We start from the raw sequence: 24,291 nt of genomic DNA, 5'->3' as shown, positions 1-24,291 counted from the left end.
GTCGTCTGCTGTGATCGGTTTAATGATTCTCAACACGACAGGCCTGGTTACAGAACCGACAGTTGCCAATTATCGAAGGGAGAGAGATTGCGTGCATTGGATTCAGGTTCTCATCGGACCGCTCGAAACGCTGACAAAAGCCCGCAGCCTGCTCCCGGCAGCAGCGATATGTCCCCTTCCCCAGGGACTGGCCCTGATTCCTGTCACCCACACGGTCGAAGTGCAATTGCAGAGTCAGGCAACGGCTCACACGACGGCAGCAGTGCCTCATTCGGGCGAGCTGGCCGTGGGAATCACCGAGCTGGCGTCAAGGCTTTCCGACCAGGGGCCTATCCTCTATGCAGCTACCTACATTCACGGAGGCACTGGCGGACAGGACGCCGTTATCTGGCACAAGGGCGAGGTCATCCTGAATCTGGGCGACGACGAGGACCACATGAGCGCCTGGCCCGACTCTCCGATCAGTCGGGCATTGCGCCATATCGGCGTCACGGTGCAAACGGGCCAGGACGAATTCGACGCACTGGGGCTGGGCCGCTATCGCAGTAACGAGGCATGGGCCGAGAAGGCCTCTCAGGCATAGGGAAGCAGTGTGCGTTTGAAAATAGACGGCGACGAAGCTCACCTCTTCGGTGCTCCGAAAGACTTCAATACCATCTCGCGGGCCATTCGCAAATGCAGAGTCGGGACAACTACTCGTTTGCCCATCGAACAGAGCCAGGCTGGCCCTGCGACATTGAACCTCATCTGTACGGGAACTGGCGGCTCCATTGAATACCAGGGCGTTGATCTGCTCATCGCATTTCCCGAAAGGCTGCGCAACCAGCTCTCCCCCTGTTTCTCGATGCCGGCTGAAACCCAGGCAGGATCAATGTTCTTTATCAGCAGATCGCAGATCGACTTTCTCCACGACATGAAAAACGGCGCCCTGAACATCGTCCTCCATGTCGTTTAACAGCACACGAACGTGCCTGTCCAGACACGCTCAAGCATCATCACACCTGGATCAGAAGCCGACGGTCGCCGACAGCAGATAGGTCCTTGGCGTCGACAGGGTCAGCCCGGGCTCGCTGTCATCCGAGGCGCCGGCCGAGCTCCAGTAGCGCTTGTCCATGACGTTCTCGACGCTGGCACGCAGGGTGATGGCCTTGTCGTCGAACTTGAAGGCGTAGCGGGCACCGACGTCGAATCGCTCCCAACTGTCGATTTCCTTGCTGTTGGCCTGGTCCAGGTACTGCGAGCTGGAGTAGATGCCGCGGCCGGTCAGGGTCAACCCCTCGACACCGGGAACATCCCATTCGGCACCGAGGTTGACGTTGTACTCGGGCGTGGCCGGGGCACGGTTGCCGTCATAGGTACCGTTGGTGGTGTTGGTCAGCTTGCTGTCGATGTACATCACCCCACCGAGCAGGCGGAAGCCCTTGAGCGGCTCGCCGAACGCGCTCAGCTCCACGCCGCGGTTCTGGCGCTTGCCGTTCGGACCGAAGAGCCGCGAGGTGGCGTTGGTCTCGTAGGCCGGCTGGCGGATCTGGAACGCCGCGGCAGTCAAGGCGAAGGAACCGAAGTCATACTTGGCACCGACCTCGACCTGGCGACTGATGAATGGCGGGAAGATCTCGTCCTCGTTGCGTGAGGTCGACGGGGCGATCTTGCCCTGGCTCAGGCCCTCCATGTAGTTGGCGTACAACGACAGCTCGTCGGTGGCCTTGAACAGAATGCCGCCCGATGGCGAGATCTTTTCTTCGTCGTAGGAAGTTTCGCCCTTGATGCCGTTGGTCCAGTCATCGACCTTGACCCGCTGCCAGCGGGCACCCAGCGTCAGCAACAGGCGGTCATCGAAAAAACCCAGCGTATCGGACAGTGCCAGGCCAGTGAAGCGGTTCTCGGTATAGACCTTGTCGTCGTAGCGGGTGGGCGTGACCGGCTCCGGTGTCTGTACCGGGTTGTAGAGGTTGCTGCTGCCCGCCGCGTAACGGGCACCGCCGTTGGTGAAGTCCATGTAGAAATCGCTGGCCGCCAGGTTCAGCTCATGGCTGACGGCGCCGGTGTGGAACCAGCTGCGTACGCCCATCGTCGCGGTGCGGACGTTCTCGTCACGGGTGAAGTCGCGCGGCGGCACGCTGAAATCGCCAGCATTGTTGGTGATCGAGACGGCATGGCGCAGAAAGTCGTGGTTGCTCTTGCGCAGGCCGACACCGCCATAGACCATCACCGAGTCGCTGAGGTCGTACTCGCCATTGAGCGTGCCGAAGGTGTCCTTGGTGTGCGCCCAGCTCCAGGCCTGCGCATAGTTGCGGTGTACATCGTTGGGGTTCGGCACCTTCGCATTGGCGCCAATCTGTACCCGCTCCTGCGGCGCATCGGTGTCACGCTCGGTGTGGCCGATGTCCGTCGACAGGCGCAGGCGTTCACCACGGAAGTCCAGGCCCAGCACCGCCATTTGACGGTCGACGCTCTGGTGATCCCAGGTGGTGTCGCCGGACTGCTTCACCCCGTTGAAGCGGACACCGAACTGGTTCTCGTCACCGAAACGTCGCCCGATATCCACAGCGCCGCCGGTCTGGCTGTCAGAGGCATAGCTGCCGGTGAACTCGGTGATCGGCTTGTCGGTGGCGCGCTTGGGCACCACGTTGATGCCACCGCCGACGCTGCCGCGCGGCGAGATGCCGTTGATCAGCTGGCTCGGGCCCTTGAGGATGTCCACACGGTCGGCCATTTCCATGTCGATGGTGTAGGTCGGCAGTACGCCATACAGGCCGTTGTAAGACACATCGCTGTTGAACAGGCTGAATCCGCGGATGGTGAACTGCTCGTAGCGCCCGCCCGCCGGATTGGTCGCCCGCACCGAAGGATCGCTGGCGATCAAGTCGCCAAGAGTCCGCGCCTGCTGGTTCTTCACCGCCTCGCTGGTGTAGGTGGTCATGCTGAACGGGGTCTCCATGAAGTCCCGCGAGCCCAGCAGGCCCTGCGAGCCCCGCCGCGCGACCTGGCCACCGGCATACGCCTGGCCAGCCGTCGTCCCATCGGCACCGAGAATCGAGGTGGCCGGCAACTGCAGGCTGCCACTGCCCTGCGGGGCAGGAACCAGGGTGTAGGCCTGGTTGCCCACCGGCACCAGTTGCAGGCCCGAGCCCTGCAACAGACGAGCGAAGCCCTCTTCGACCCCGTATTCACCGGACAGGCCGCTGCTGGCGTGCCCACTGACCAGCGCCGGATCGACCGAGAGGTTGACCCCCGCCAGCCCGGCGAACCGGGTCAGGGCCGCGCCGAGGCTGCCGGCCGGGACCTCGTAGCTACGGCGGGCACCGTTTTCCGCCCAGGCGGATGCAACCAGCAACGGTGTGGAACTGAGGCTCAGCACAAGGCCGAAACGCAACAACGGACGCAAACGCAAAGGGGGGACTGCCGGCATGGGAGAAAGCTCTCGTATTTTGTTCACTTACCTGGAATGACCGGTGAGGTGAAAAAAAGGGACAGCCTTCAGGCACTGTTTTTTCCTGCGGTTTTTTTGCGCGGCGCCAGGGTGACCCAGTAGCGGGTGCGCATGTGTACGTCCACCGGCAGGCTGGCGGTCAGCAGTTCGAGGATGCGGTCGGTATTGTCGAGGCGGAAGCTGCCGGTCAGGCGTAGCGTTTCGAGCACCGGATCCCAGCGCAACAGGCCGCTGCGATAGCGACCCAGCTCGCGCAGGAAGTCGCCCAATGGCTGGTTCTGTGCCATCAGCACACCCTCGCGCCAACCCGGCAGCTGTCCGTCGAATGCCTTCGGCACTCCCGCACCGGAAGCACCCAGGATGACCTCCTGGCCCTCGCCCAGCGATATCGGCGGCCCCTGCAGCGGCTGCACCTGCACCGCGCCACTGACCACCGATACCCGGCACGCCTGTGTATCAAGGCGTACGCAGACTTCGCCGTGGCTGACGGCAATGCGGCCGTACGGTGCCTGGATGGTCAGGGCGGTGCTGCCCGGAACCTTGAGGGCCATTTCGCCACGCACCAGGGTCAGCAACCGCGCCTGCAGGTCGACATTCACCGCACTGGCGGTGTTGAGTTGCAGGGTGCTGCCATCGGCCAGCGGGAAGCGCTTGCGCTCGCCCGTCGCGGTCTGCAGGTCGGCCTGCCAGGCATCCAGCGGCAGTTGCCGGCTGATCAGCCAGGCGGCCGGTACCAGCGCCGCCACGCCGAGGGCACGCTTGAGCACGGCGCGCCGGCCCGGGTCCGGACGGTCCAGGGTAGCCATGGCCAACGCCGTGGGCAGGCCGCAGAAGCGCTGGCGCAACAGCTGGGCCTTCTGCCAGGCGGATTCGTGGGCACTGCTGCTGTCACGCCAGTGCTGCAACTGGCGGCGATCGTCATCGTTGGCCGCGCCCGACTCCATCAGTGCCAGCCATTGTCCTGCGGCGCGTGCGACAGCCCGGGCTTCGGGCGTAACGGCGGACGGCATCAGAGCTCCACCAACAGGCAGTGCTCGTAGGCCTGGGCCATGTAGCGCTTGACCGTGCGCTCCGAGACCTGCAAGCGCTCGGCGATCTCGCGATAGCCCAGCCCTTCGAGCTGGCTCCAGAGAAAGGCGCGCCGGACCACGGCGGGCATGCCATCGAGCAGTTCGTCCAGCGCCTGCAGGGTTTCGAGCAGCAGCCAGCGCTGCTCCGGCGACGGTACGCAGGCCTCGGGCAACTGCGCCAGGGCCTCCAGATAGGCCTGCTCCAGGCTGCGCCGGGTGTAGAAATTGCTCAGCAGGCGCTTGCCGACCGTCAGCAGGAACGCCCGCGGCTCACGCAGGTCGACCAGCGGCTGCGCGCTGGACAGCACCCGCAGGAAGGTGTCATGACTCAGGTCGGCGGCATCCCAGGCATTGCCCATGCGCCGCCGCAACCAGCCCTCCAGCCAACTGCCGTGATCACGGTACAGCGTGTGCAGGGTTTGCTCCGTTGGCGTCACGGCATCAGTCATGGGAGAGGACCTGGGCGAGGTGTTAAATGAGACTGATTCTAATTAGTGTTCCATCCACAAACCAAGTCTTTTCGTACAAAACACTCGCACTCCGATGTCGGCACGCCCCGGATTTGGCACCGTTTAGCGCTGGATTTAGCACCCCGTTCGCGGATAAACCAGGGCTGCTAAGCTGCGATGAATAATAACAACAGCTGGAGCCGCACCATGCGCAACCCCATCCCGGACTTCCGCGCGCGTTACCGCGCCGCGATTCACCCCCGCTACAACCCCTGGCTGCACGGTGGCTTCGTCCTGGCCTACGGCGTGTCCTGCATCGCCCTGCTCTGGAGCTCGCTGCACCAGGTGCAGGGGCTGGAGTGGCTGGCCCTGCCGCTGTCGTTGTTGTTCTTCAACCTGTGCATCTACGTCGTGCACCGCTGGCTGGGCCACCACCGGCAGGCTTTCGCCCGGCTGTTCTACGCCCGCCATACCGGTGACCACCACAGTTTCTTCGGCCCCGGCTACATGACTTGCGATCAGGCCCGGGATTGGCGGGTGGTGCTGTTCCCCGCCTGGCTCATCATGCTCCACAGTCTGGCATTCGCCCTGCCGCTGTGGCTGCTGATCCTGCCATTCAACGCCAATGTCGCGGCGCTGTTCGCCAGCGGCACCCTGCTCGGCTACCTGGCCTACGAGGTGTTCCATGCCTGCGAGCACCTGCCGGCGAGCCATCCGCTGGCACGCCTGCCGTGGATCCGCCAGATGCGCCGGCTGCATGAGCTGCACCACCGGCGCGAGCTGATGCAGGAGCGCAACTTCAATATCGTCCTGCCGCTGATGGACTATCTGTTCGGCACCCTGCACTGGGAGCCGCTGGAAGACTGACCGCCCTCAGCCGCAGGGTGTTTCCGGCAGGTTCGGCAGCAGTTGACTGAGCTGCTGCGGCGGCTGGTGAACCAGTCCGGTGGGGGACTCGCAGACCCGCTGGATGAAGTTGTCGCCGAACAGCAGCTTGCCATGCACGAAATACTCGTTGGCGCGCTGGTTGGGATTGTCGATGCGCGTGCCCAGCCGTGCCGCCAGCCAACGCCCGGCCTCGTAATGGCTGACCCAGCGCTCGGCGGCCATTTCCTCCAGCGCACCACTCGGGGCATCGCGCGATACCACGATCACCGGCACATCGCTGACCTGCGGCACCAGGTCGTTATGCCCCCACTGGCCGTCCTCGCCCAGGCGCTGGCCGTGGTCGCCGGTGATGATCAGGTAGCGCTCGCCTTCCAGTTTGTCGAAGTCCTCGACGATCTGCGCCAGCAGCGAGTCCAGGTAGTGGATCGAGTTGTCGTAGGCATTGGCCTGGCCACCGCTGCCGGTGTCCGGCCAAGGCATCGGCCGGCGCTCGTGGCGGTAGTTGTTCGCGTAGGGCAGGTGCGCGGTGCGCAGGTTCAGCACGACGAAATTGCGCGGTCCCCAGCGCTGCTGGTCGAGCACGTCCAGCAGGGCCCCGTCCTGACTCTGCAGGAAACGCAGCGGATGGTCCTCGCGGGTGATCGACACATCCATGTAGCGGCTGCCCAGGTTCGCCAGCAGCTTGGATTCCTGGGACGACAGCCAGTAGGTACGAAAGCCTGCCGCCTGGGCCAGGCGGAACAGGCTGGTGTCGCCGCTGCGCAGCCGGTGGTCCTGGCCCGGCTCGCGGATCGGGTTGAGCAGATACGGCAGGCTGACATCGGTGGCGACCCCGGCGGCAATCCCCGGGCGCACCAGCGCGCTCGGATGCCGCGCCAGATACTCGGCGAGTCGCGGCGTGGTATCGCGCTCATAACCGAACACTCCGAGGCGATCACTGCGCAACGAGTCGGCCACCACCAGCCAGACATGCCTGGCACTGCTGGGAATGGAGGTCAACTCATAGGGCTTGAACGGCGCCACCGGCAACACCGTCTCGGGTCGGAAGGCCAGGCGCACCGACCAGGCCGAGAAGCTGTTGAGGCTGTTGTGCAGCGCACTACGGCTGGCACTCGGAACGAAGGCGTCGAGGTTGCGGTAGGTGGCCCGGTAGGGTTTGGACAACAGTACCACGGCAATCAGCAGCAACGCCCAACGGCTGGCCGGCAACTCGATCCGCCCCGGCAGGCGCAGATGCAGGTAGATCAGCGCACCATAGGGAAAGGCGACGCACAGCAGCACCGGCCAGTGCCCGGCCAGCCCGTACCAGGCTCCGGCGCGCACTTCGCCCAGGTCACCGCTCATGGCCTTGAGATCGATGGCGCTCAGCGGCTCCCCGAAAAAGCTGATATTGCCCAGTTGCAGCAACTGCATGCCGGCAAACAGCAGCAGGATCGCCAGCACCACGTAACGCAGGTTGCACAGCCAGAGCGCGGCGCTGAACAGCCACAGGGTCACCACATAGGCCAGTTCCAGCTCGGCACGGTTGTTCGCGGTGAACAACTGTTGCAGGAAATCATCGAGCAGCAACAACAGGCAACTGAGGGAGGTCAGCCCCAGCAGGTTGAGCCAGGCGCGCGAGCGGCCAGAGGGACGGGAGGACAACAGGGAGATCGACATGGGCAGGTCCGCAAGTGAATCGAGCACGACCCAAGATCGGGGCCGAAGCTTAATCCAGTCTTAGCGGGCAACGGGTTGTTACATTTGAACCCTGTCCGAATGCTCCGCGATAGCGATGATGGCGCCTTTGACGGGCATGAGGACCGGGCTGTGCGGGTATTACTGGTGGAAGACGATGAGGCACTGGCGCGCGGGATCCAGGTGGCCCTGCGCGGCGAAGGCTACGCACTGGACTGGCTGGCCGACGGTCGCCAGGCCGCCCATGCCTTGCGCTGCGAGCGTTTCGACCTGGTCCTGCTGGACCTCGGCCTGCCACAGCTGGACGGGCTGAGCCTGTTGCGCGAGACCCGTGCCCTGCCCCACGGCGACGTCCCGGTGCTGGTGCTGACCGCCCGCGACGCCAAGGCCGACCGGGTGCTGGGCCTGGACGCCGGCGCCGACGACTACCTGGTCAAGCCCTTCGACCTGGACGAACTCAAGGCGCGCATCCGCGCCCTGCTACGGCGCAGCCAGGGGCGTGCCCAGCCATGGCTGGAACACGCCGGCATCCGCCTGAACCCGGCGACGCAACAGGTGCATTACCTGGGCCGGCCAACGCTGATGACTCCCATGGAGTATCAACTGCTGCACCAGTTGCTCAGCCGTCCGGGCGCCGTCATCACCCGCGAACGCCTCAGCGCCGCGCTGTATGGCTGGCAGGACAGCGGACCGGGCAACACCCTTGAGGTGCTGATCCACAACCTGCGCAAGAAACTCGACAGCAGCCTGATCCGCACGGTGCGCGGGGTCGGCTACCTGCTGGCCGCGCAGCCATGATGTCCATCCGCACCCGGATCCTCGCCCCGACCCTGCTGCTGGTGATCGTCGGCAGTCTGACCCTGGCCTGGCTGGCGCTGCGCGACAGTCACCGGGAAATCGAGGAAATCTACGATGCGCAGATGGTGCAGTCGGCTCGCCTGCTGCAGGGCCTGCTCGAACAGCAGCCCACCCGGGACACCGACTGGGGCCGCTTGCAGGCGGCCTTCGGCCGGGCCATGTCACGGATCGGCAACGAGGGGCACATGCACCCCTACGAAACCCTGCTGACTTTCCAGATCTGGGATGACCAGGGCCGGCTGCTATCGCGCTCCCTGGATGCCCCGGCGCTGGCCACACCGCCACCCGCCGGCGCCCATGACTTCAGCGACGGCGACCGGCAATGGTGCGGATTCCTGCTCAGGGACGAGCAACAGGGCCTGCAGATCTGGGTCGGCGAACGCGACGACCTGCGCCAGGACCTGATCCAGCGTATCGTCCAGCACACCCTCTGGCCGACGCTGATCGGCCTGCCACTGCTGGTCGTGGTGATCTGGGCGCTGCTGGGCTGGGGCCTCAGGCCGTTGCAGCGCCTGCATCGCCACCTGCGCAACCGGGCAGTGGACAGCCTCGAGCCACTGCAGGCCGGCCCGTTGCCACCGGAACTGCAACCCATGCGCGCTACCCTGGACCGCCTGTTGGAACAACTGGGCAGGCTGCTGGAACGCGAAAGACGTTTCATTGCCGACGCCGCCCACGAACTGCGCACGCCATTGGCAGTGCTCGACATCCATGCCCGGAACGCCCAGGCCGCAACCACCGCCGAAGAGCGCGACGAGGCCCTGGCCTTCCTGCGCCAGGGCGTCAGCCGGGCGACCCGAATCGTCAGCCAACTGCTGACCATGGCCCGCCTGCAACCGGAAGACCAGCCACGGCAGCTGTTGAACCTGGCCGCGTTGGTGCGCGAGGAACTGGCCGAGCTGACGCCCCTGGCGTGGGGGCGCCAGGTCGAACTGATACTGGACAGCGATGATGACGTTCCGCTGCTCGCCGACCCCACTGCCCTCTCCATCCTGCTGCAGAACCTGGTAGGCAATGCGCTGAACTTCGCCCCGGCGCAAAGCGAAATACAGATCGTGCTTGAACGCAGCGGCCCGGACACGCGGCTGCGGATCATGGACCAAGGGCCAGGCGTGAGCGACGAATTGCTCGGCCGCTTGTGCGACCGGTTCTACAGCGCCGGCAACCCGCAGGGTGCGGGGCTCGGCCTGTCGATCGTCGAGGTGATCGCCCGGCGCCTGGGGGGCAGCCTGGCGTTCAGCAATCGGGCCCAAGGAGGATTGTGCGTGGAACTGAACCTGCCGACGCCAGGCGACACTTGATCCCAAGGCCCAGCAGCAGGCACATTGATGGCCCCGCGATGACTCAGCAACAGCCAGAATCACTTTATTTTCAGGCAGTTAGGTTGAGTTTAAATGCGAACCCTATGGACCACGCTGATCTCGTTTTCCCTGGCAGGCGTTGCGCTGTGCGCTGACGGCAGGGAACTGAAGGCCAATGATCGCTACATGTGCAGTTGGGGCGCCGGCACCGCGGCACGGGCACAGGAACTGAAACTGTCGGGGGTGTCGCTGTACGCCGCGCGGCAGAAGATCCAGGCCTACAAGTTCAGCAAGGGCTGGATGCGCATGATGGCCCTGGGCATCACCGAACAGACCTATGACAGCAAGTCGCGGCTCAAGCCTGAGGCCATTCGCCGCGGTTTCTACGAGGATTGCGTCAAGTACAAGCTGGCACGCCGCTGATCGCGGCGCGTGCTCAGTTAGTCGCCACCCGGTCGACACCGCCCGAAGTCACCAGGGCCTTGAGCGAAGCATCGAACTGTTTCAGCGCATCGACCTGCAGGTCACGCTGCTGGTTGATCTGCGCGGCGATTTCCGGTGCAGCCTTGCCCTTGACCCACACGGAAGACAGTTGCTTGCCGGTGGAGCCTTCGGCCTGGCCGATGTACTGCAGGTTCGAGTCATAGAACTTGGCGATGAAACGGGCCTCGAACTGGTTGTTGCGCTTGGTCACCAGGCGGCTGTAGGTATCGAGCATCACCACCACGTCGGGACGGGCCTTCACCACGGCATCGAGGTTGTCGTAGACGGTCACCGAAGCGAACTGCTGCTGTAGCGAAGCCTTGAGCCAGTCGATCGCCAGTTTCGGGTCGGAGCTGCTGACGAAGGCGCTGCTGATGCGCGAGTCGAGGGCATCGTTCTTCGCCCCGTTCAGCGCCACGCTGTGGTAGCGCTCCAGGTACTCGAGGGTGTTGACGGTGTTTTCGCTGTAGAGCACCCCGACCGAACGCGCCTGCTTCAGGCTGAAGCTGCTGTCGGCCACCGGCAGGAAGTGGCAGGACTGGTCGCCCTTGGTGCTTTCGGCAGCCTGGGCGGGAACGGTGGCGATACCTGTGGTGAGGACGGCGACAAAAGCCAGCAGGGTTGAAATTTTCATCGCTTGGGTTCCTTCAAAAGCAGGTTCGGTATGACGCTATCTTCCTCTTTCGCCCAAAAAACAGAACTTGCGTTTTTTGATGGTCACTATCAACCGAACGAATGATGAAAGGTAGCGAGCTGCAAGGGCTGACATGTGCGCCGACCTCGAACCTCCTTCCCTGGCAGTAGGCCGAGCTACTGCTTACGCAACCGCCACACAGATGCTGCAGATACAGGCTCTAGCCTAGCAGAGCGCTAGCACCGATGTAGGGTTTTTCTGACGCTTTGGACAGCCTGCGTTCAATAATCCACAAGCCCCGGGCCAGAGCTATAACCCGCTGGACTATCGAGCCTGAAATCCAGGTTTTTGCGTCTGAGCAACAGCCTTTCGAGAACCTTTCTCAGACGGTGGATGGCAGGCTGTCGACGACAGCGGACTGCGCCCGGCGCAACAGCGCCTCGAGCCAGGGAACGTCCGAGGGGTTGATCAGCGCATAACGCTCCGGTGCGAAGAACGTCCAGTGATGGGCGATGCGGGCCAGCCTGTCGAGATCGCCGCGGCTCAACCAATGGCCGGTTTCAGCCAGCGCCAGCGCTGCTCCGGAAAAACGCAGCCCGAGGGGGATGTTGGTCCGGGGAGCGAAGGCGATCGCCAGCTCCTCGCTCAACGGCCACTGGCTGGCCGCTGCTGGGCGCACTTGCGTGCCATGGCCGCGAAACACCCCGGCAACCCGCTCGCACAGCACCAGCCAGCGGCCCTCGGCGGTCTGCGCCAACAGCCACTGCACCACCCCACTGTCGGCGACCTGCTGAATTCGCCCATCGGCCCACCGCGCGACTTGCGGATTATCCGGGTCGTAATTGCTCGACCACAGGCTGAACGCCGACACCAGGGTGTGCCGCTCCAGCTCGACCTCGGCCACCTCGGGCAGGTCCCGCCAATAGAGCAGTCGTGGATCGTGGCGCGCACGGTGGCGGTTCCAGGCCACCCACACGATGAAAAGCAACAGGGTGCTCGCCTGTATGGCCGTGAGGATGGCCTCCCTATGCTGCTGCGGATCGAACCCGGGCGCGAACAACGCCTGATAGGCCAGCAACACCAGGATGATGCACACCATCGGCGCCCACAGACCGATCACCACCGGCAGGATCACCCAGTTCAGCCAGCCACTGCGGTGTCCACTGCCCTTGTCCAGCGCCCAGGCCTTTTCTTCCGGGGACATCGCGGCCCGCTCGCGTTCGGCGATGCGCGGGTCCGGCGTGTGGAACCGGGCGTAGCGTTCGTAGTCAGTGTCGGCCATGGTGCCTGGCAATCCTGGTCTTGGCGGGGTTCGAGCCAGCCTTCACGGTAACACAGGCCTGGCGGGCAACCGTGATCAGGAGGCGGCCTCGACCACCCACCGGACCTTGCGCAGCGCCTCGCGCAACACCGCCAGGTCCACCGAACCTAGCGCCAGGCGCAGCGCATGCGGTACATGGGCGCCGACCGCAAACGGCTCGGCGGTCGAGACCGAGACATCCAGGTCGAGCAACGCCTTGGTGATCCGGTCCGCCCGCGCCTCTTCGGCCAGCGGCAGCCATAGGAAGTAGGAAGCCGGATGGGTGATGCACGGCAATCCCGCCAGTACTTCGGCAGCCAGCGCCTGGCGGACGCGGGCGTCGCGGCGCTTCTCGGTTTCCAGGCGCGCCACCGTGCCGTCCTCGAGCCAGGCGCAGGCCAGGGCCGTCATCACCCCCGGGGTATTCCAGGTGGTGGCCCTGATTGCCCGCTGCAACAACGGCACCTTGGCCAATGGCGCGGCGACGAAACCGACCCGCAGGCCGGTGGCGACATTCTTCGACAGCCCCGAAACATAGATCGTCCGCTCCGGTGCCAGCTCGATCAGCGGTGCCGGCGGGTCTTCGGCCAGGAAGGCATAGGCGCCATCCTCGATCAGCAACAGATCGTGCCGACGGGCCAGCGCCACCAGTTGCTCGCGCTGGTCGAGGTCCAGTACCCAGCCCAGTGGATTGTGCAGCGTCGGGATGCTGTAGAGCGCACGGACTCGGCGGGTTCGGCAGAGCTGGTCCAGCGCCTGCAGGTCGGGGCCGTGGTCGAGCACCGGGATCGGCAGGATTTCCAGGTGCAGGGCCTCGGCGATGACCTTGAAGCCGGAATAGGTCAACGCATCGGCGGCGATGACGTCGCCGGGTTGCAGCAAGGCCATCATCGTCACCGCCAGGCCATGCTGGGCACCGTCGACGATCAGTACCTGCTCGGCACCGACCTTGACCCCACGAACCCGCAGGTGACGTGCCACGATAGCGCGCTCGTGCTGGCGGCCCGCATGGGGCTGGTAGCGCAGCAGCGATTCCAGGTCACCTGACAGTGCCAGTTGCCGCAGGCCGTTGCGCAGCAATTCCGACTGGCCGGGCAACGAGGGGTAGTTGAAGTTGAGGTCAGCCACGCCCACGGCAATCTCCGGCTGGTCGATGCCCTGCCCCGGCGGCAGGGTGGTTTCCCGGACGAACGTGCCGCGACCGGTTTCGCCGCTGACCAGGCCCATGTTTTCCAGCTCGCCATAGACCCTGGTCGCCGTCACCAGCGCCACACCGTGGGTTTCGGCCAACTGGCGATGGGTCGGCAGGCGGCTGCCGGGCGACAGCCGGCCCGAACGGATATCCGCGGCCAGGGTGTCGACCAGGGTCTTGTAGCGCAGGCGAGGCATGCAAAGTGTATCCATGACAATTTTTTGATTGTCATCATAGTCGATCCTAGCATGCCTTTCATGCAACCCCGATCTGGGGACGCGCCCCCTGCCCAGGAGACTGCTGCCGGATGGAACAGCTATCGAACGTACAACAATCGACGACCCGCCAGCGCACGAGTGGCTGGCTCAACGGCCTGATCGGCGTGGTGATCTTCAGCGGGTCCCTGCCCACCACGCGGTTGGCGGTGCTGGAGTTCGACCCGGTGTTCCTCACGGTGGCCCGGGCGAGCATCGCCGGCTTGCTGGCTCTGGCCCTGCTGTGGCTGTTCAGGGCGCGGCGCCCGGCCCGGGAGCAGTTGCTGCCGCTGCTGGTGGTGGCCCTGGGCGTTGTCGTCGGCTTTCCGTTGCTGACGGCGCTGGCGTTGCAGTATGTGACGTCGGCGCACTCGATCGTGTTCGTCGGCCTGCTGCCGCTGGCGACGGCGGTCTTTGGTGTGCTGCGTGGTGGTGAGCGGCCACGGGCGGCGTTCTGGTGTTTTTCAATACTGGGCAGCCTGCTGGTGGTGGGGTATGCACTGGCCCAGGGGCTCAGTGCCGCGCCCCTGGGGGACCTGCTGATGCTGCTGGCGATTCTGGTCTGCGGGTTGGGCTATGCCGAGGGGGCCAGGCTGTCGCGCACACTTGGCGGTTGGCAGGTGATCTGCTGGGCGCTGGTGTTGTCGTTGCCGGTGATGCTGGTGTTGAGCGGGTTCTGTAGGCCGGCGAGCTTTTCGGGCATCAGTTCGGCGGCCTGGATTTGTCTGGGGTATGTGTCGTTGTTCAGTATGTTGATCGGGTTTGTGTTCTGGTATCGGGGGTTGGCCCAGGGGGGGATTGCGGCGGTGGGGCAGTTGCAGTTGTTGCAGCCTTTCTTCGGGCTGGCGCTGGCGGCGACGTTGCTGCATGAGCAGGTGAGCCTGGGGATGCTGGGGGTGACGGTGGCGGTGATTTTTTGTGTGGCGGGGGCCAGGAGGTTTTCTCGGTAGCCTCGGTTGTTGAATCGATGGTTTGTGTGTTTGTAGAGAGTGGGGACATATCCGTTTGCGCGTTTGGCTGATGTCTCTGTTTCGCCCTTTACGGGCGAGTTCCTTTTGGCAAACGCCCCAAAAGGAACCAAAAGGTCTAGCCCCTCCATTGGCCCTCGCTACGCGAGGGTTCCTTCGCTGCGGTCCTGTTTCGAGAGCACGCCGTGACGGGCCATCCATGGCCCAACACGGCTCGCCCGGCCTCCCTGCCGGGCGACTCTCGAAACAGAACCTCCACTCAGCCGGCTGGGAACAGGGCCGGTAGATCAAAAGCCAAAGCAGAAGCAGAACGTTGAGGTGTTCTGGATATTCCAGGCACCACCACCCCCTGTAGGAACCGGCTTGCTGGCGATAGCGTGAGCCCAGACAACACAGAACCAATAATCCTTCCCTTCCTCAACAATCAAACTATTTTTGTAGTCCTTAAGCCACAGCCACTTCCCACATATATTCACGCACAACCCTAAAACAATACTTCTTATTTCCAAATAACAAAAAAACTATCCGTTCGGGTAGTTATCAAACAAATTCAAAAAATATCAAATATCCGCTTACAAAAATAAACACTGGCCTTCCCACAGCCAAGAGATCAATACCGCCGCCTGCCTGATCGAAAGACAAGACATGGGACCATCTATTTTGATTGAAAATCGAATCTGGAGTTAAAAATGAAAATCAGCCACATACTGCTAGCCATATTCTTCCTGCCAGCCGTCAGCTTCGCGCAGTCACCCATCATTTCATCGCTTGAAGCCAAAGGCATCAAAGTAACTGTCCTTGATGACGAAAGCCTCAGCAAGATCAAAGGCACTGCAAGAATTACTGGCCATCCCTACCCCAGCGTTAAGCAAGGCCTGAAGACATACAACATCCGACTGAAGCGTTTTGGCAATGAGCACGACTACAGATCTTACTACTCGGTAGGTAGCGAGTGGAATCCTCATAAAAACCATAAATACATAGAAAACGGAAAAGAATATCTGGCTGCCGGAGACCGTTGGCTTGCAGATAAATCGGACGCCCCCGGAGGAAACTGGAATGCAAGCAATGCAGTAGAGGTCGACCATCATTATCAGGCGCTCAGCGACAATGGTACGCCATTAAATTTCGGCTGGAGAGAAACCAGCTGGAATCGACCAATCTCGACTTTCTCTTGGTGACCCAGTCTTAACAACCGCTCCCAAAAAACATCCTCCCACGAAAGGCACCCTCATGAATATCAACAGCAGCCTATCACCATACACATATAACTCGTCCACCCAGAAAACAATAACGCCTCAAAAAAAAGACCAGGAGCATTTTTCAATAGCCCCCCCTGAAAGCACGAAAAATCGCTCTGACCAAGTCAGCATCAGCGCCGCTGCCGCCGAGACATCCGATGTTATGGACCCGCCTGTTCCAGTAGGGACGATACCAAGCTGGTGGAGTGAGTTCGTGATCGAAATCATCATTCTACCAGATGGAACATCAGCCATTGGCGATGCAAAATTTTCGAGTCTTTCGTCCGGGGAATTAGATGACTACTTCAATCTGCTGCAATCTCACATGAAAGCGCTGTACGAACGAAACGGTCTCATCGACGACGATTCGAAATACGCCGCCCTCAACTCTCGTTCCATGAACGAAAAGCTCCATCAGGAGTTCCTCGAAGGCATAAGAAACGATCCGAAGATGGCCGAGTATGTCAGCCGGCTCGGCATCGCACTGTCCTGACTCCCCGCAGCAACCCACCAGGCCACGCTCTCTCGGCGTGGCTGGCTACTGCCTCGGCATGAGGCAAGGACGCAACAATGCTCAGCCCCTTGAAGTTGCTCGGCAGTATCAGCGTGATCTTTTTCTATCTCTACGACACCCCGCCGGCATTGGCCGACAACCTGCTGCTGAAGAACGGCGACCGGTTGTCCGGTAGCATCATCTCGTTCAGTGACGGGCTATGCATCTTCGATACTCACTACGGCTCGGCCGTCAGGGTACCGACAACGGATATCCTCGCGATCGGCAGCAATACCCCCTATACCCTGCTGTTTGCCAGCGGCGAAAAGGCCACCGGGCAACTGAAGGCCACCACGGACAACCGAACGCTGCTGGAATCAGCGACATTCGGCACCACGCCTGTCGATGTCTCCCAGATCGTAAGCCTGGCTCGCTTCCGTCCCAGCGGTCCCCTCATGCAGGAAAACACCAAGGCCGGGGCTTCGGATCATCGCTACGGCGAGGACCAACCGGCCCAACCTCCGCTCGATTTCCTTACGGGTTCCACCGTGCTGCTCCCCCCCGGCGAACATGAACTGGACCTCGGCCTCGCCTACAAGCAGAGCCGGATCCAGTACGGCCTGCCCCAGGCCGGTCACTTTCAGCGCTCGTCCTATTCGGCACGCCAGCTGGAGCTGCGTCCGACCTTGCGCACCGGACTCCAGCGTCACCTCGAGGCCTATCTCAGCCTGCCGCTGACCTACAGTCATGTCCAGGACATCTCCGGCAACGAGTTCGTGCGCAAGGCCGATGCCTGGCGCCTGGCCGATATCGCCCTCGGGGTCCAGTACCAGATCGTCGAGGAGGACGCCGACACGCCGGCGATCGCCCTCAGCCTGGATATCAACATCCCGACCGGGCAGAAGCGCTACAACGATGTTTTCAACAGTTGGAAAGACCCGCTGAACAACGGCTCCGGGCACTGGAGCCTGACGCCCGGGATAGCCTTCGTGCGTAGCACCGACCCGGCCATCCTCTTCGGCGGAGTCGGCTACCAGTACTCCTTCGCCAGAACCCTCGACGGTTATCACATAAAGCCCGGCTGGGTACTCAAGGGCTATGCCGGGGTCGGCTTCGCCCTCAACGAACGACTGTCTCTCGGCGGCCGGTTGTCCTATGCCTACAGCGCCAACCTGCGGGCCGACCACCAGACCATCCACGGCTCCGATGCGGATCCGCTTGAACTGTCCTTCAGTGCCGCCTATCGGCTCAGCGAGGACTGGGTGGTCTCCCCGGAAATCAGCCTCGGCCTGAACGACGAGGCCGGACCCGCCGCCCTGTCGACCCATTTCAAGCGGCGCTTCAATTGAACGCCCCATGGCTGCTGGGCGTGCTGGTGCTGCTCCTGCTCGGGCTGCCCAGCAGCCCGGTCGTCGCGACAGCCGGGCCACGGTTGCAGTCGATAAGCCAACTGCGCCTGCACGGCATCCAACGCCAGACCCTCGATTACTCCTGCGGTGCTGCGGCCCTGACCATACTGCTGGAACACTACCTCGGCGAACCGGTCAGCGAAGAACATGTCCTGGCGGATATCGTGCTGCGCCTGTCGGAAGCCGAGATGCACGAGCGGATTCTGCAAGGATTCTCGATGCTGGACCTCAAGGGGGCCGCCGAGCACTTGGGCTACGAAGCCTCCGGCGTGCTGCTGCCACCAGAGGCGGCACACCAGTTGGACGTTCCGGTGATCATCCTGCTGCGCCGGCAACGGCTCAATCATTTCGTGGTGCTCAAGGGCATCAGCCAGGGCCATGCCTTTCTCGCAGACCCGGCGCGCGGTCACCTGCGCATGCCACTGTTCGAGCTGTTCAGGCAATGGCGGGGAGAAACACTGATCGTCGGCCGTACCGGCGCCAGCCGCGCCGGGGCGCCCCTGCTGGCGCTTCCGGGCAGCCGCCAGGTGGCCCCAGAGACCGAGGTGGTCAGGACCCTGCTGGGCCCGTCCAGCCGTTGAGCCGGACGGGCCCGGGTACTCAGCCCAGTGCCGGACGCGACAGCGCCAGCCACTCCTGCACCGCCGGATGCTGCCATTGGCGCCGGGCATAATCGACCAGCCCGGCCGGTACCGGATCACCATTGAGGATCAGCCGGTTGAGCATCAACGCCAGGTCGATATCGGCAATCGACCACTGGCCGCACAGGTACTCGCGGCCATCGCCCAACAACAGCTGCGCCGCCTCGATCAGCTTGCGCGCCGCCGCTTCGCCGGCGGCCGATAGCGGACCGGCCTTTTGCCCATAGAAAATCACCAGGGTCGAACGTTCCTGGCGCAGCGCCTGCAGGTCGCTGCGCAGCCAGGCCTGGACCTGGCGCACCCGCGCCCGTTGCCGGGCATCGCGCGGGTAGATCGGCGCCTGCGCGAACTGTTCCTCCAGGTACTCGGTGATCGCCGAGGACTCGGACAACGCAAAACCGCCCTGCTCCAGGGTCGGCACCCGCTGGGTCAGGGACAATCCGGCATAACCCTGCGCCTGCTGCTCATGGGCATCCAGGTCCAGTGGCTGCAGGTCGAATTCGAGCGCCTTCTCCCGTAGCGCGACGAATACCGACAGGGCATACGGGCTGGTGTACTGGGCATCGACATACAAACGCAGACGGGCATTGTTCACGGCACACTCTCCTTGGGATGAGTGCCACACGCTACGGGATCCACCGGCACAAATAAAATCACGGATTTTCATGGACGCATTCCCGAGCGGAATACTGGGAATTCGGCTATGGTTAAAGGCCGCTGCTCCAGGCTCGTCTCTTGAGAAGCGCATGTTCGGACTTTGAAACTCATGGATGAAACGATGAACTCACAACTGCTGTTCCCACATATTGGCAAGGTCATCGCCAGCACTGGCAGTCGCAGTTTCCCACGGATGTTGCACGACCTGATCCTGACCCAGCTGGCCGTCGACGCCACCCACATCCGCAAGTTGCCGATGGATTCGGAGAGTTCGCCAACGTCGGCCAGTACCGACAACCAGATGATCGGCCACATCGACCTGATCACCTCGGCCTCCAACGCCAAGGAGTCGGCCCTGCACCTGACCCGGCGCAAGGACGACTGCAGCTACACCATCTCGGTGTACCGCTCGAACCAGTCACAGCGATTTTCCGCACAGGAACAGAGCATCCTGCAGGACTTCTCCCCGCTGCTGCTGCCGATGGTGGAAAAGCACATCACCGCCCTGCAACCGCAGCCGGCGGTAGCCGCCAGCCCGGCGGGCAGCGCCGACGGCGTGGAAAACCTGGGTTTGCAGACCCTGCGCCTGCGCTTCAACGAGCGCCTGTCGCAATCGGGGCTGGCGCTGTCGAATCGGGAGATGGAAGTCTGTATCGGCCTGCTGTCCGGACGCACCGCGCCGGAACTGGCCGAACAGTTGCAGTTAAAGGTCAATACCGTGGAGAGCTACCTCAAGCGCGCCGCCATCAAGATGGGCATCAGCGGGCGCCACTCGCTGATGCGCTGGATGTACGCCGCCGAGGAAATCCAAATAGCGCCATCTCCCTTGTGATTCCAGCCCTGACAGGAGCCAGCAGATAAAAACGCTACTGCGGTAGTTCAAAAGATACCGCTGCGAGAGAACAAGCTTGAGATTTAACTTAGATCAACCTGCCACACCATGAACGACGCTCTTGTCCCAATAACCACACAATAGGCCGCGCCCCTTCCATGTAATTTTTTGTCCCCGCTTTCCACTACAGACGTAGGATGTATCCATAGGCTTAAATCTCGTGCGAAATCATGTTCAGGGAGAAGTGATCGCTCGTAGGGGCATGCGGCACAGTGTTTGGCAACAGCTTTACTTCAAGGATGACAAGGACATGAACCTGACCAGTAGCATTCGAGACATAGAAGGCCCGGCTTTCTATCTTGAATTGGGAGAACTGATCTCAAGCGCCGGTAACGATCGATTTGCAGCGAACCTGCTCGGTCTCGTGGACAAGCTGGTACCCATCGAATGGATTGTCCTGAGCGAGTGGACGCTGGATGAACACCAGGCCCGCGTGGTCGACATCACGCCCTTGGGCAGCGCCAGCCTCAAGGGCTGCCCGCCTCCCGAATCACTGCTTCCTGAAGATGATCATCCGTTGCTCAAGCAGGTGACAGAAATGAGCGACTCCCTGCTGATTCAGATGAGCACCCAGGCCAAGGGACGCGAAGCCGCCCACCAGTGCAACCTGGTATCACGCAAATCCAATCGACGCTGCCTCATATCGCTTTACCGCCTGCATACCCAGAGAAGCTTCTCCCTCTCCGAGCTGTCCTTTCTCAAAAGCTTTTCGGATACCCTGCTGCCACTTATCGAGCGTCATGCCCAGGTAAACCGCCAGAGGCCACTGAAAAAAGTCATTGGCAGCCAGCCAGGCCCACAGCCAGAGCTCGAACAGTTGCCCCTGCAGCAGGCCTTTACTGAACGGCTGGCCCTGGACGACATTATCCTTTCGGCCCGGGAAAGGGAGGTCTGCCTCGGACTGCTGGTTGGCGGCACAGTACCGCAGATGGCCCAGAAGCTGAGCGTCAAGAACAGCTCCATCGAGACCTACCTCAAGCGCGCGGCCGCCAAGCTCGGGGTCAGCGGCCGTCACGGGCTGGCACGCTGGATGGCCGGCGCCTAGTACTTGTGTCTCTTCAACCACGGAGAATCGGACTCACACAATCGCCCGCCGCACGGGGCACCGGCCACTCGCCACGGGGACCGGTCTGACAGTCCCGGATGAGATGACGCAGGCGAACCTCCACTCCGCGCCCGGCACTGTTCCAGGGTCTACGGCTGGTGGCCGACTACCGCGAGCTGACGGCCCGTGTCCGCCGTCGTGCCGGCGCATTGCAACGACAGCATGCCCTCGTGCCCGGCGATAGAGTCGCTCTGTTCATGAAGAACAGTGGCGACTATCTGGAACTGCTCTACGCAATCTGGTGGGTCGGTGCTGTTGCGGTACCAATCAACGCCAAGCTGCACCCGACGGAGGCCGCCTGGATCGCCACGGATGCCCAGGCAAGCCTGGTGTTCAGCGACGACGGTCAATGCCTGGCTCCCGACCAACTGCCAGCGGGCCGCCGCGAGCTGGCCGCAGGATCGGTCGTCGCTGTTGCCCACTGCGCCACCGTACAGCCAGCGCAGCCGTCGAGAGCGATGACACTCCGCGCCAATTGAAACCATTTGGGCACACCATCACGATAGCGTCATATTCATCAGGCAGACTTCATACAGTCAAAAGGATTTGACCCATCTGTCGAAAGCCCGCTCTTGAACCAGCGGGCTTTTTGCTTTCTGCGCCCATGCAACGCCAAAGCCTTTGGGCAGAGCCGAATTGCAGCCAGCCCAGCCTTCTTCACGCGAGTGAAACTCAAGGTGTAACAGGGCTGCGTCAGGATGTTCCCGGACCTTTCGACAGGTACGCTGGATCGCTCAATGGGCGAAATGCGCCCACTAACCTTTCGATATGAGCCAACTAAGGGCACAATGCGCGTCCTTTTTTTGGCTAGCCCTGCCGGAGGCCTCGAAATGATCAAGACGCCGTACTACCTCATCGACAAGCAGAAGCTGCTGGTCAACCTGCAGAAGATCGCCTACGTGCGCGAACAATCCGGAGCCAAGGCGCTCCTGGCACTCAAGTGCTTCGCCACCTGGTCGGTGTTCGACCTGATGCAGCAATACATGGATGGCACGACGTCCTCGTCGCTCTACGAGCTCAAGCTCGGCCGCCAGAAGTTCGCCGGCGAGACCCACGCCTACAGCGTGGCCTGGGCCGACGACGAAATCGGCGAGATGCTGGAGAACTGCGACAAGATCATCTTCAACTCCATCGGCCAACTGCAGCGCTTTGCCGAAGCCTCGGCGGGCAAGACCCGTGGCCTGCGGGTCAACCCCCAGGTGAGCAGCTCCGACTACCTGCTGGCCGACCCGGCGCGGCCGTTCAGCCGCCTCGGCGAATGGGACCCGGCGAAGATCGAGCAGGTCATCGAGCAGATCTCCGGCTTCATGTTCCACAACAACTGCGAGAACGGCGACTTCGGCCTGTTCGACAAGATGCTGTGCACCATCGAGGAACGCTTCGGCCACCTGCTGCACAAGGTCGAATGGGTCAGCCTCGGCGGCGGTATCCATTTCACCGGCGAAGGCTATGCCCTGGATGCGTTCTGTGCCCGCCTCAAGGCCTTCTCGCAGAAGTACGGCGTGCAGGTTTACCTGGAGCCGGGCGAAGCGGCGATCACCCAGAGTGCCTCGCTGGAAGTCACCGTGCTCGACACCCTGTACAACGGCAAGAACCTGGCCGTGGTCGACAGCTCCATCGAAGCGCACATGCTCGACCTGCTGATCTATCGCCTCAACGCCAAGATGGAACCGAACGACGGCAGCCACACCTACATGGTCTGCGGCAAATCCTGCCTGGCTGGCGACATCTTCGGCGAATACACCTTCGATCGGCCGCTGGCCATCGGCGATCGACTGTCGTTCATCGATGCGGCAGGCTACACCATGGTCAAGAAAAACTGGTTCAACGGCCTGAAAATGCCGTCCATCGTAGTGAAACAACTCGACGGTAGCGTCGAGACCGTTCGTGAGTTCAGCTACGACGACTACCTGTCCAGCCTCTCGTAAGCTGGCCGTTCCAAGGAGAAATGAGCAAATTGAAGAAGAACGTACTTATCATTGGTGCAGGAGGTGTCGCCAAGGTGGTGGCCCACAAGTGCGCGCAGCACAACGATGAACTCGGTCGTATTGCTATCGCGTCGCGCAACATCTCCAAATGCCAGGCCATCATCGACAGCGTCAAAGCCAAGGGCAGCCTCAAGCAGCCCGCCGACATCAAGGCTTTTGCACTGAACGCCCTGGACGTCGAAGCGACCAAGGCGCTGATCCGCGAGACCGAATCGCAGATCGTCATCAACGTCGGCTCCGCGTTCCTCAACATGTCGGTCCTGCGCGCCTGCATCGACACCGGCGTGGCCTACCTCGACACCGCCATCCACGAAGAACCGGGCAAGGTCTGCGAGACCCCGCCATGGTATGGCAACTACGAGTGGAAGCACCTCGAGGAATGCCAGCAGAAGAACATCACCGCCATCCTTGGCGTAGGCTTCGACCCGGGTGTGGTCAATGCCTATGCGGCACTGGCACAGCAAAAGCATTTCGACCGCATTGACTCGATCGATATTCTCGACGTCAACGCCGGTTCCCATGGCAAATACTTCGCCACCAATTTCGATCCCGAGATCAACTTCCGGGAGTTCACCGGGCAGGTGTGGAGCTGGCAGGACAGCCAGTGGACCAGCAACACCATGTTCGAAGTCAAGCGCACCGACGACCTGCCGGTCGTGGGCTCGCAGAACCTGTACCTGACCGGCCACGATGAAGTGCACTCGCTGTCGAAGAACCTCGACGTGCCCAACGTGCGCTTCTGGATGAGCTTCGGCGAGCACTACATCAACGTCTTCACCGTGCTGAAGAACCTTGGCCTGCTCTCCGAGAAACCGGTCAAGACCGCTGAAGGCCTGGAAGTGGTGCCACTGAAAGTGGTCAAGGCCGTACTGCCCGACCCTGCCTCGCTGGCTCCGGGCTACACCGGCAAGACCTGCATCGGCGACCTGGTCAAGGGCACCAAGGATGGCCAGCCGCGCGAGCTGTTCATCTACAACGTGGCCGACCATGAGGACGCCTACGCCGAGACCGACAGCCAGGGTATCTCCTACACTGCCGGCGTACCGCCCGTGGCCGCCGCCCTGCTGGTCGCCCGTGGCGAGTGGGACGTGCAGCGCATGGCCAATGTCGAGGAACTGCCAGCCGAGCCGTTCCTCAAGGCGCTGGACGTGATGGGCCTGCCGACCCGCATCAAGGACGAGCGCGGCGATCGCGCCTGGGACGCTATCGCCTGATAGCTCCCCTGCCGGGCCTCGACGAGGCCCGCGTGAACGAGAAACGCCCCGGCCGTTGTGGTTCGGGGCGTTTTCGTTCCAGGGCCTGGCAGGAACGCGTTCCGGGTGAAGTCCTGCCGGCGGGCGGGCGCCAGGCAGCACGGC

General features: G+C 62.5%; 23 protein-coding genes and 1 pseudogene. 16 read left to right on the top strand and 8 right to left on the bottom strand.

Annotated features, from left to right (window positions below; all coding sequences use genetic code 11):
- Positions 1-91: 91 nt before the first annotated feature.
- Positions 92-583 carry a hypothetical protein gene (locus HU752_RS12010; RefSeq protein WP_186680432.1) on the top strand — a complete coding sequence of 164 codons (492 nt, stop codon included), beginning with the start codon at positions 92-94 and terminating at the stop codon, positions 581-583.
- Between the two features lie 9 nt (positions 584-592).
- The gene (locus HU752_RS12005) at positions 593-955 is read left to right on the top strand and encodes a hypothetical protein (RefSeq protein WP_186680435.1); all 363 of its coding nucleotides are present in this window, start codon (positions 593-595) and stop codon (positions 953-955) included.
- A gap of 51 nt (positions 956-1,006) precedes the next feature.
- Here HU752_RS12005 and HU752_RS12000 read toward each other — a convergent pair whose 3' ends face one another.
- From HU752_RS12000 to HU752_RS11990, 3 genes are all read right to left on the bottom strand, one after another.
- On the bottom strand, positions 1,007-3,412 hold the full coding sequence (locus tag HU752_RS12000; protein ID WP_186680437.1) for a TonB-dependent receptor: 2,406 nt from the start codon (positions 3,410-3,412) through the stop codon (positions 1,007-1,009).
- 68 nt (positions 3,413-3,480) lie between these two features.
- Positions 3,481-4,443, bottom strand: coding sequence for a FecR domain-containing protein (locus HU752_RS11995; protein ID WP_186680438.1), 963 nt, complete (start codon positions 4,441-4,443; stop codon positions 3,481-3,483).
- Positions 4,443-4,952 (bottom strand): sigma-70 family RNA polymerase sigma factor, encoded by a 510-nt coding sequence (locus tag HU752_RS11990; RefSeq protein WP_186680440.1) that lies wholly within the window; start codon positions 4,950-4,952, stop codon positions 4,443-4,445. Before HU752_RS11990 ends, HU752_RS11995 begins: the two co-directional genes overlap by 1 nt.
- A gap of 207 nt (positions 4,953-5,159) precedes the next feature.
- Between HU752_RS11990 and HU752_RS11985 the strand changes: the two are divergent.
- Positions 5,160-5,807, top strand: a pseudogene (locus tag HU752_RS11985) (sterol desaturase family protein); the annotation flags it as partial.
- 18 nt (positions 5,808-5,825) lie between these two features.
- On the opposite strand, the gene HU752_RS11980 reads toward HU752_RS11985, so the two are convergent.
- Positions 5,826-7,499: a phosphoethanolamine transferase gene (locus tag HU752_RS11980; RefSeq protein WP_186680444.1), complete on the bottom strand. Its 1,674-nt coding sequence runs from the start codon at positions 7,497-7,499 to the stop codon at positions 5,826-5,828.
- Positions 7,500-7,649: 150 nt separating this feature from the next.
- Here HU752_RS11980 and HU752_RS11975 point away from each other — a divergent pair, with 150 nt between their 5' ends.
- The 3 genes from HU752_RS11975 (at position 7,650) to HU752_RS11965 (ending at position 10,099) form a co-directional block, all read left to right on the top strand.
- Positions 7,650-8,315: a response regulator gene (locus HU752_RS11975; RefSeq protein ID WP_186680797.1), complete on the top strand. Its 666-nt coding sequence runs from the start codon at positions 7,650-7,652 to the stop codon at positions 8,313-8,315.
- A complete protein-coding gene (locus tag HU752_RS11970) occupies positions 8,312-9,676 on the top strand; it encodes an ATP-binding protein (protein WP_186680445.1) in 1,365 nt (454 codons plus the stop codon). The genes HU752_RS11975 and HU752_RS11970 overlap by 4 nt, the downstream gene beginning before the upstream one ends.
- A 93-nt stretch (positions 9,677-9,769) precedes the next feature.
- The gene (locus HU752_RS11965) at positions 9,770-10,099 is read left to right on the top strand and encodes a hypothetical protein (RefSeq protein WP_186680447.1); all 330 of its coding nucleotides are present in this window, start codon (positions 9,770-9,772) and stop codon (positions 10,097-10,099) included.
- Positions 10,100-10,112: 13 nt separating this feature from the next.
- Here HU752_RS11965 and HU752_RS11960 read toward each other — a convergent pair whose 3' ends face one another.
- From HU752_RS11960 to HU752_RS11950, 3 genes are all read right to left on the bottom strand, one after another.
- Positions 10,113-10,793, bottom strand: coding sequence for an ATPase (locus tag HU752_RS11960; RefSeq protein ID WP_186680449.1), 681 nt, complete (start codon positions 10,791-10,793; stop codon positions 10,113-10,115).
- Positions 10,794-11,175: 382 nt separating this feature from the next.
- Positions 11,176-12,075 (bottom strand): hypothetical protein, encoded by a 900-nt coding sequence (locus HU752_RS11955; protein WP_186680452.1) that lies wholly within the window; start codon positions 12,073-12,075, stop codon positions 11,176-11,178.
- A 75-nt stretch (positions 12,076-12,150) separates the two neighbouring features.
- Positions 12,151-13,482 (bottom strand): aminotransferase-like domain-containing protein, encoded by a 1,332-nt coding sequence (locus tag HU752_RS11950; RefSeq protein ID WP_186680455.1) that lies wholly within the window; start codon positions 13,480-13,482, stop codon positions 12,151-12,153.
- A gap of 110 nt (positions 13,483-13,592) precedes the next feature.
- Between HU752_RS11950 and HU752_RS11945 the strand changes: the two genes are divergently transcribed.
- The 5 genes from HU752_RS11945 to HU752_RS11925 all read left to right on the top strand — a co-directional run bounded on the left by HU752_RS11945 (position 13,593) and on the right by HU752_RS11925 (position 18,231).
- Positions 13,593-14,489: a DMT family transporter gene (locus HU752_RS11945; RefSeq protein WP_186680458.1), complete on the top strand. Its 897-nt coding sequence runs from the start codon at positions 13,593-13,595 to the stop codon at positions 14,487-14,489.
- Positions 14,490-15,196: 707 nt separating this feature from the next.
- Entirely contained in the window at positions 15,197-15,688 is a 492-nt protein-coding gene (locus tag HU752_RS11940) for a hypothetical protein (RefSeq protein WP_186680461.1), read from the top strand.
- Positions 15,689-15,740: 52 nt separating this feature from the next.
- Positions 15,741-16,241 carry a hypothetical protein gene (locus HU752_RS11935; protein WP_186680464.1) on the top strand — a complete coding sequence of 167 codons (501 nt, stop codon included), beginning with the start codon at positions 15,741-15,743 and terminating at the stop codon, positions 16,239-16,241.
- A 77-nt stretch (positions 16,242-16,318) separates the two neighbouring features.
- Positions 16,319-17,590, top strand: a complete 1,272-nt coding sequence (locus tag HU752_RS11930; RefSeq protein ID WP_186680466.1) for a transporter — start codon at positions 16,319-16,321, stop codon at positions 17,588-17,590.
- Entirely contained in the window at positions 17,587-18,231 is a 645-nt protein-coding gene (locus tag HU752_RS11925) for a C39 family peptidase (RefSeq protein ID WP_225920125.1), read from the top strand. The genes HU752_RS11930 and HU752_RS11925 overlap by 4 nt, the downstream gene beginning before the upstream one ends.
- Positions 18,232-18,250: 19 nt before the next feature.
- Here the strand turns inward: HU752_RS11925 and yfcF are convergent, their stop codons facing one another.
- Positions 18,251-18,886, bottom strand: coding sequence for a glutathione transferase (gene yfcF / locus HU752_RS11920; RefSeq protein ID WP_186680469.1), 636 nt, complete (start codon positions 18,884-18,886; stop codon positions 18,251-18,253).
- A 183-nt stretch (positions 18,887-19,069) separates the two neighbouring features.
- Between yfcF and HU752_RS11915 the strand changes: the two genes are divergently transcribed.
- The 5 genes from HU752_RS11915 to HU752_RS11895 all read left to right on the top strand — a co-directional run bounded on the left by HU752_RS11915 (position 19,070) and on the right by HU752_RS11895 (position 24,147).
- Positions 19,070-19,780, top strand: coding sequence for a helix-turn-helix transcriptional regulator (locus tag HU752_RS11915; RefSeq protein ID WP_186680471.1), 711 nt, complete (start codon positions 19,070-19,072; stop codon positions 19,778-19,780).
- 310 nt (positions 19,781-20,090) lie between these two features.
- On the top strand, positions 20,091-20,885 hold the full coding sequence (locus HU752_RS11910; protein WP_186680801.1) for a helix-turn-helix transcriptional regulator: 795 nt from the start codon (positions 20,091-20,093) through the stop codon (positions 20,883-20,885).
- A gap of 158 nt (positions 20,886-21,043) precedes the next feature.
- On the top strand, positions 21,044-21,424 hold the full coding sequence (locus HU752_RS11905) for an AMP-binding protein (RefSeq protein WP_437182342.1): 381 nt from the start codon (positions 21,044-21,046) through the stop codon (positions 21,422-21,424).
- Between the two features lie 351 nt (positions 21,425-21,775).
- A complete protein-coding gene (nspC, locus tag HU752_RS11900) occupies positions 21,776-22,873 on the top strand; it encodes a carboxynorspermidine decarboxylase (RefSeq protein ID WP_186680473.1) in 1,098 nt (365 codons plus the stop codon).
- 29 nt (positions 22,874-22,902) lie between these two features.
- Positions 22,903-24,147 carry a saccharopine dehydrogenase family protein gene (locus HU752_RS11895; RefSeq protein ID WP_186680804.1) on the top strand — a complete coding sequence of 415 codons (1,245 nt, stop codon included), beginning with the start codon at positions 22,903-22,905 and terminating at the stop codon, positions 24,145-24,147.
- Positions 24,148-24,291: the final 144 nt, after the last annotated feature.

The organism is Pseudomonas vanderleydeniana (genome assembly GCF_014268755.2).
Classification (GTDB): domain Bacteria; phylum Pseudomonadota; class Gammaproteobacteria; order Pseudomonadales; family Pseudomonadaceae; genus Aquipseudomonas; species Aquipseudomonas vanderleydeniana.
This window is presented reverse-complemented; position numbering and strand designations above follow the sequence as displayed.

Excerpts from the sequence above, each read along its gene's own strand:
- HU752_RS12000 (WP_186680437.1), bottom strand. The coding sequence starts at position 3,412 with ATGCCGGCAGTCCCCCCTTTGCGTTTGCGTCCGTTGTTGCGTTTCGGC.
- HU752_RS11995 (WP_186680438.1), bottom strand. The coding sequence starts at position 4,443 with ATGCCGTCCGCCGTTACGCCCGAAGCCCGGGCTGTCGCACGCGCCGCA.
- HU752_RS11990 (WP_186680440.1), bottom strand. The coding sequence starts at position 4,952 with ATGACTGATGCCGTGACGCCAACGGAGCAAACCCTGCACACGCTGTAC.
- HU752_RS11980 (WP_186680444.1), bottom strand. The coding sequence starts at position 7,499 with ATGTCGATCTCCCTGTTGTCCTCCCGTCCCTCTGGCCGCTCGCGCGCC.
- HU752_RS11970 (WP_186680445.1), top strand. The coding sequence starts at position 8,312 with ATGATGTCCATCCGCACCCGGATCCTCGCCCCGACCCTGCTGCTGGTG.
- HU752_RS11965 (WP_186680447.1), top strand. The coding sequence starts at position 9,770 with ATGCGAACCCTATGGACCACGCTGATCTCGTTTTCCCTGGCAGGCGTT.
- HU752_RS11960 (WP_186680449.1), bottom strand. The coding sequence starts at position 10,793 with ATGAAAATTTCAACCCTGCTGGCTTTTGTCGCCGTCCTCACCACAGGT.
- HU752_RS11955 (WP_186680452.1), bottom strand. The coding sequence starts at position 12,075 with ATGGCCGACACTGACTACGAACGCTACGCCCGGTTCCACACGCCGGAC.
- HU752_RS11950 (WP_186680455.1), bottom strand. The coding sequence starts at position 13,482 with ATGCCTCGCCTGCGCTACAAGACCCTGGTCGACACCCTGGCCGCGGAT.
- HU752_RS11945 (WP_186680458.1), top strand. The coding sequence starts at position 13,593 with ATGGAACAGCTATCGAACGTACAACAATCGACGACCCGCCAGCGCACG.
- HU752_RS11940 (WP_186680461.1), top strand. The coding sequence starts at position 15,197 with ATGAAAATCAGCCACATACTGCTAGCCATATTCTTCCTGCCAGCCGTC.
- HU752_RS11935 (WP_186680464.1), top strand. The coding sequence starts at position 15,741 with ATGAATATCAACAGCAGCCTATCACCATACACATATAACTCGTCCACC.
- HU752_RS11930 (WP_186680466.1), top strand. The coding sequence starts at position 16,319 with ATGCTCAGCCCCTTGAAGTTGCTCGGCAGTATCAGCGTGATCTTTTTC.
- HU752_RS11915 (WP_186680471.1), top strand. The coding sequence starts at position 19,070 with ATGAACTCACAACTGCTGTTCCCACATATTGGCAAGGTCATCGCCAGC.
- HU752_RS11910 (WP_186680801.1), top strand. The coding sequence starts at position 20,091 with ATGAACCTGACCAGTAGCATTCGAGACATAGAAGGCCCGGCTTTCTAT.
- nspC (WP_186680473.1), top strand. The coding sequence starts at position 21,776 with ATGATCAAGACGCCGTACTACCTCATCGACAAGCAGAAGCTGCTGGTC.